The sequence below is a fragment of the Sphingomonas bacterium genome (genome assembly GCF_903643065.1).
GTDB lineage: Bacteria > Pseudomonadota > Alphaproteobacteria > Sphingomonadales > Sphingomonadaceae > Sphingomonas.
In genome coordinates, this window is the sequence record NZ_CAHJWX010000138.1 from 1 (window position 1) to 5,994 (window position 5,994).

Here is a 5,994-nt window from a genome sequence, read left to right on the forward strand (position 1 = left end):
GTCGCGGCGTCGAGCGGCGTGCCGAGGATCGGCTGATGCGCGCGGGCCTGGCCTTCCTCGCGCTCCTGCTCGCCGCCGCGCCGGCGCGGGACTGGCGCGAGACCACGGCGCGCACGCCGGCCGACACTTTCGTGACCGGAAACCCGGCCGCGAAGGTCAGGCTAGTCGAATATGCGAGCTATACCTGCCCGCATTGCGCCGCGTTCAGCGCGGAGAGCCAGGCGGTGCTCAAGGACCATATGGTGCGCGACGGCAGCGTCAGCGTCGAGTTCCGGCACCTGATCCGCGATGGCCTCGATCTGGGCGCGGCGATCCTGGCGCGGTGCACCGGCCCGCGCGGCTTCGCGCCGACCACCGCCTACATCTTCGCGACCCAGGACGACTGGCTGTCGCGCGGCATCCAGTTCCAGCAGGCCAATGCGCGGCGCCTCTCGCTCTATCCCCGGCTGGGGCAGGTCCGGGCGCTGGTCGACGGCGCGGGACTGACGGCGATGATCGAGGCGCGCGGGCTCGCGCCGGCGCGGGTGGACGCCTGCTTCGCCGACGAGGCGGAGGCGGACCGCATCCTCGCCATCACCGCCGGGGCGCCGCGCGAGGTCGACGTGACGCCGTCCTTCTTTGTTCAGGGCAGGATCGTGCCCCGCGTCGGCTGGGCCGGGCTGGAGCCCGTGCTGCGCGCGGCGGGCGCCAGGTAGATCGTGGGAGTGTGCATGAAGCTTGTTGCCTTGGCCTCCGCGCTCGCGCTGGCCGCCTGCGGTTCGTCCGGTTCGGGTGGCGGGACCGCGCCGCCCACCGCGCCCGCCGGCTCGATCGCGGCGGTGCCGCCGCCCGCCGGGCAGGACTGGACGCAGACCGTGTCGCGCACCGCCGAGGGGTTCGTGATGGGTAATCCCCAGGCGCCGATCAAGCTGGTCGAGTACGGCTCGCGCCTCTGCCCCACCTGCGGCGCGCTCGCGCGCGACGGCTACCAGCCGCTGACCGACCGCTATGTGAAGACCGGCAAGGTCTCGTTCGAGTTCCGCGAGTTCCTGGTCCACGGCGCGGTGGACGTGCCGCCGGCCCTGATCGGCACCTGTGTCGGGCCGGAGCCGTTCTTCGCGCTGCTCGAACAGATGTTCGCCAACCAGGAGTCGTTCGAGGACGCATTGCAAAAAGCACCGCCCGCCACGCAGCAGCGGATCGACGCCGCCCCCGTCGCGACGCGCTTCAAGCTGATGGGCGACGCGATGGGGCTGACCGCCTTCGTGCAGGCGCGCGGCGTGCCGGCGGCGACGGCGGCGGCGTGCCTCACCGACACCAAGCGGATCGACGCGCTGACCAAGCAGACGCAGGACAAGGGCCCGGGCGGCGACGGCACCGTCTCGGGCACGCCGACGCTGCTGCTCAACGGCCGGGTCGCCGACGGGGTGATCACCTGGCCCGCGCTCGATGCCGCGCTGAAGCGGGCGGGCGCCTGATCCATCGCTTGCCGCCGCCACGGCGCGAACGTATATCGAACGCATGGCGCAGCTGGACGTGCAGGAAAAGCTGGCCATCCTCGCCGACGCGGCCAAATATGATGCGTCGTGCGCCTCCTCGGGCACCGTCAAGCGCAACAGCCGCGACGGCAAGGGGATCGGCTCGACCGAGGGGATGGGCATCTGCCACGCCTATGCGCCCGATGGCCGCTGCATCTCGCTGCTCAAGATCCTGCTGACCAACTCCTGCATCTTCGACTGCCATTACTGTATCAACCGCAAGTCGTCGAACGTGCGCCGCGCGCGGTTCACCGCCGCCGAGGTGGTGGGGCTGACGCTGTCCTTTTACCGGCGCAATTACATCGAGGGGCTGTTCCTCTCGTCCGGCATCATCAAGTCGTCCAACTACACGATGGAACAGCTGGTCGAGGTCGCGCGGTCGCTGCGCGAGGATCATCACTTCCGCGGCTATATCCACCTCAAGACGATCCCCGACGCCGATCCGGAGCTGGTGCATCAGGCGGGGCTCCATGCCGATCGCGTGTCGATCAACGTCGAGCTGCCCACCGTCGCCGGGCTGACGCGGCTCGCGCCCGACAAGTCGGCGCCCCGGATCGAGGGCGCGATGGCGGCGGTGAAGACCTCGATCGTCGACGCGCGCGACGCCACCCGGCGGTACAAGTCCGCCCCGCGCTTCGCCGCCGGCCAGTCGACGCAGATGATCGTCGGCGCGGACGCGGCGACCGACGGCGACATCATCGGCCGCGCGTCGTCGTTGTACGACCGGTTCGCGCTGCGCCGCGTCTACTACAGCGCGTTCAGCCCGATCCCGGACGCGTCGGCGGTGCTGCCGCTCAGCCGCCCGCCGTTGATGCGCGAGCATCGGCTATACCAATCCGACTGGCTGATGCGCTTCTACGATTACCGCCCCGACGAGGTGGTCGCGGCGGCCGATCCGGCGACGGGGATGCTGCCGCTCGACATCGATCCCAAGCTCGCCTGGGCGCTGCGTTTCCGCGAACGGTTCCCGGTCGACGTGAACCGGGCACCGCGCGAGGACCTGCTGCGCGTGCCGGGGCTGGGCGTGAAGGCGGTGGCCGCGATCCTGGCGAGCCGGCGCTGGCGCACGCTGCACCTGGCGGACATCGCGCGGCTGACCGTGTCGGTCGCCAAGCTGCGCCCCTTCATCGTCGCCGCCGACTGGCGCCCGGTCGTGCTCGCGGACGCGGCCGACGTGAAGCCGGTGGTCGCGCCGAAGAAGCAGCTGGAACTGTTCGCGGCGTGATGGCGCTGGCTGATGTCCTCACATTAGCCCTGGTCGGAAGCAGAGAAGCCGGCATTGCGTGGTCGCCGTCGCCATGTACGATCCCGGCATGACCCCGACCAACCTGCTCGTACCAACCTACCGGCAAATGCTGCAAACCCTGTCCGGCTTGTTGGACAAGGCGAAGCAGCAGATGCCGGATCACGCGAAAGCCTTGCTGTCGGCGCGATTGGCGGCTGACATGTATCCGCTCGCGGCGCAGATCCGCTTTGCGACCTTTCAGGCGCAAGAAGCCGTGTTCCGGCTGCGCGGCGAGCGCGTTCCTGACTGGCTGGTGGCCATCGCTACCGAGGGAAGGAACGCCGGTGACGCGCCTGGAACCTTTGCCGATGCCAAGAAGCGGATCGACGACGCCCTGTCGTACTTGGCGGATGTTCCGATCGATGCGCTTAATGCAGGCGCGGGCTTGGCGGTCACAATCGATCTGCCGGGTGGGATGACGTTCGACATGACAGGCGAACGATATGCACGTGACTGGGCTTTGCCGCAGTTCTACTTTCACATCGTCACAGCGTACGCCATCCTTCGCAACCAGGGCGTGGAGATCGGTAAGGCGGAGTACGTGCCACACATGTTCGCCTATCTGCGCCCTGGAACGGCGGCGGGAGCATAGGCGGCGAACGTTTCGTCGCGCCGACTTTTGCGAGCGGGCGGCGTGATCCGAGTCGCGGCGCAACCGCACCGCCCTTCGCCGGTTCACCCTTTATGCGAACCGTCACGCTCCCCGCTCCCGACGACTTTGACGCGTGGCGCGACGCCGCGCGCGGACTCGCCGCCGCGCAGGTGCCGCCGGACGACGTGGTGTGGCAGGTCGGGGCCGAGCCGCGCGACCTGTTCGCCGGCGAGGCGGTCGCGAACGAAGCACCGCCGGCGTCGCCCGGCTTTTCCGTCCCCCGCGCCTTCCTCGATCTGGCGCGCGACGTCGTGCTCGCCGACGAGGCGGAGCGCTGGTCGCTGCTCTACGCCGCGCTCAGCCGGCTGCGGGCCGAGCCCAAGCTGATGGAGGACCGGGCCGATCCGCTGGTGCGGCGGCTGGAGACGATCGCCAAGGGCGTGCGTCGCGACATCCACAAGATGCGCGCGTTCCTGCGCTTCCGCGAGGTGGAGTCCGGGGCAGGCGAGGAGGGCAGCTCTCGCTTCGTCGCCTGGTTCGAGCCCGAGCACCATATCGTGCGCGCGAATGCCAGCTTCTTCGTCAACCGCTTCGCCAGTATGCGCTGGTCGATCCTGACGCCCGAGGTGTCGCTGCACTGGGACGGCGCGGCGCTGAGCGAGGGGCCGGGCGCCAGCAAGGCGGACGCACCGGAGGGCGATCCGATCGAGGCGGTGTGGAAGACCTATTACGCGTCGATCTTCAACCCCGCGCGCGTCAAGATCGGCGCGATGCTGAAGGAGATGCCGCGCAAATATTGGAAGAACATGCCCGAGACCGCGTTGGTGCCGGGGTTGATCGCGGGCGCGCAAGCAAGGGAATCGGGAATGATCGAGACGGCGCGGGCCAGCATGGGCGGCAACAGCGCGATGGCCTGGGAGGCGCTGCGCGACGAGGCGGCGGCCTGCACGCGCTGTCCGCTTTACAAGCCCGCGACGCAGACGGTGTTCGGCGAGGGCCCGGTGACCGCGCGCCTGTTGTTCGTTGGCGAGCAGCCGGGCGATCAGGAGGATCTGGCGGGCAAGCCCTTCGTCGGCCCCGCCGGGCAGGTGTTCAACCGCGCGCTGGGCCAGGCCGGGATCGAGCGCGATACGGTCTATGTCACCAACGCGGTCAAGCATTTCAAGTTCGAGGCGAGGGGCAAGCGGCGCATCCATTCGAAGCCCGGCGCGGGCGAGATCGACGCCTGCCGCTGGTGGGTGGAACAGGAGCGGATGCTGATCCGCCCGGGGGTGTCGGTGGCGCTGGGCGCGACCGCCGCGCGCTCCTTGCTCGGCCGCGCGGTCACGATCGGCAAGGAGCGCGGCCGCCCGCTGCCGCTGGCCGAGGGCGGGGGACAGGCGTTCATCACCGTCCATCCATCCTATCTGCTGCGGCTGCAGGACAAGGCGCAGGCGGAGGACGAGTTCGGCCGGTTCGTGGACGACCTGCGCGCGGCGGCGGCGCTGGTGGGGTGAGCCCGCGTCGGTTCAGACATGCACCGGCCGCACCGGGTTGAGCGGCAAATGATGGGTCCGGCAAAAGGTGATCGTACCCGAATGTCCGTTCGCGAACTCTCTGATTTCCGACGCGGTCGGCATCATGCCGACGTCCTGGATCGCGCCGAGCAGCTGCGCCGAGGCCAACGTCATCAACGCCTCGCGCCCGCGCAGTTCCTCGATGTCCTGGACCAGGCGCAGGCGCGTCTCCGGCTCCAGCGATGTCACCTTGGACAGGCTGTTGAGGCGCCAGATCGCCTGATCGGCGGCACGGGCGTCGCCGCGCATCTGATCCAGCGTCTCGTAAATATAGTCGATCCTCTCCCGGATGCGCGCGGGCAGGTGGGTCGAGACGCCCTCGCCGGTGATGATCCGCCAGGTGCCGTCGCCCCACACCCGGGACGGCGCGCGCACGGTGTAAGGCGACGCACTCACTCCGTTCTCGCTGAACAAGGTGGCTGGGCGGTACGGACCCGGCGCCGTCACCCTCGCCTCCAGCGCGACGAGCTGCCGGTCGATGCAGGTACCGACGATCTGCTGCTCGATCGCGTCGACGGAGTTGTTGGTCACCGATTGATGCAGCGCGTCCGTCGCTTGTGTCACCTTCTCTCGCCAGTGCACCCATTCGATCAGTTGCTCTGCCGCCAGCGCGATCAGGATGCCCAGCGCGATGATGCCGACCTCGCCCCAGAACTCGCGCCAGCCGTGCAGCGGCTTGGGCAGATGGATGTGCATGCGGCCGTTCCCCCTCACGCGATGCTAGCGTGGCGGTCTGGCCGCGTGAAGTCGATGAACGCCCGCAGCGGCGCCGGCACCAGACGGCGGCCGGGGTAATAGAGGAAGGGACCGGAGAAGTCCGCCTCCCAGTCGGCGAGGACCGGCTCCAGCGCGCCGGAGTCCAGCGATGGCAGCAGCCAGTCGGCGAACAGGCGGATCACGCCGACGCCCGCCACCGCCGCCGCGACCGCCAGGTCGGTGGCGCCGCCGGCGGTGACGATCAGCGGCCCGTCCGGCTCGACGCGCACGGTCTCGCCGTCGCGCTCATACGTCCAGTCGGTCATCGCCCCGCTCCGGAAGCGACCC

The 5,994-nt window shown here is 69.6% G+C and carries 6 protein-coding genes and 1 pseudogene; 5 read left to right on the forward strand and 2 right to left on the reverse strand.

Going from position 1 to position 5,994, the window contains the following annotated elements:
- The 5 genes from HUU95_RS06350 to HUU95_RS06370 form a co-directional block, all read left to right on the forward strand.
- A partial coding sequence (locus HUU95_RS06350; RefSeq protein ID WP_217429786.1) for a DsbA family protein occupies window positions 1-695 on the forward strand: 695 nt, incomplete at its 5' end.
- Between the two features lie 15 nt (window positions 696-710).
- Window positions 711-1,457, forward strand: a complete 747-nt coding sequence (locus tag HUU95_RS06355; RefSeq protein ID WP_174279346.1) for a DsbA family protein — start codon at window positions 711-713, stop codon at window positions 1,455-1,457.
- Window positions 1,458-1,500: 43 nt separating this feature from the next.
- Window positions 1,501-2,742: a putative DNA modification/repair radical SAM protein gene (locus tag HUU95_RS06360; protein WP_174279347.1), complete on the forward strand. Its 1,242-nt coding sequence runs from the start codon at window positions 1,501-1,503 to the stop codon at window positions 2,740-2,742.
- Between the two features lie 88 nt (window positions 2,743-2,830).
- Window positions 2,831-3,394, forward strand: a complete 564-nt coding sequence (locus tag HUU95_RS06365; RefSeq protein WP_174279350.1) for a DUF1993 domain-containing protein — start codon at window positions 2,831-2,833, stop codon at window positions 3,392-3,394.
- A gap of 92 nt (window positions 3,395-3,486) precedes the next feature.
- The gene (locus HUU95_RS06370; RefSeq protein WP_174279348.1) at window positions 3,487-4,890 is read left to right on the forward strand and encodes a UdgX family uracil-DNA binding protein; all 1,404 of its coding nucleotides are present in this window, start codon (window positions 3,487-3,489) and stop codon (window positions 4,888-4,890) included.
- Between the two features lie 12 nt (window positions 4,891-4,902).
- On the opposite strand, the gene HUU95_RS06375 is transcribed toward HUU95_RS06370, so the two are convergent.
- Together HUU95_RS06375 and HUU95_RS06380 are read right to left on the reverse strand one after the other, a co-directional pair.
- A complete protein-coding gene (locus HUU95_RS06375) occupies window positions 4,903-5,646 on the reverse strand; it encodes a hypothetical protein (RefSeq protein WP_174279349.1) in 744 nt (247 codons plus the stop codon).
- A gap of 14 nt (window positions 5,647-5,660) precedes the next feature.
- Window positions 5,661-5,994 (reverse strand): annotated as a pseudogene (locus tag HUU95_RS06380) (LysR family transcriptional regulator); the annotation flags it as partial.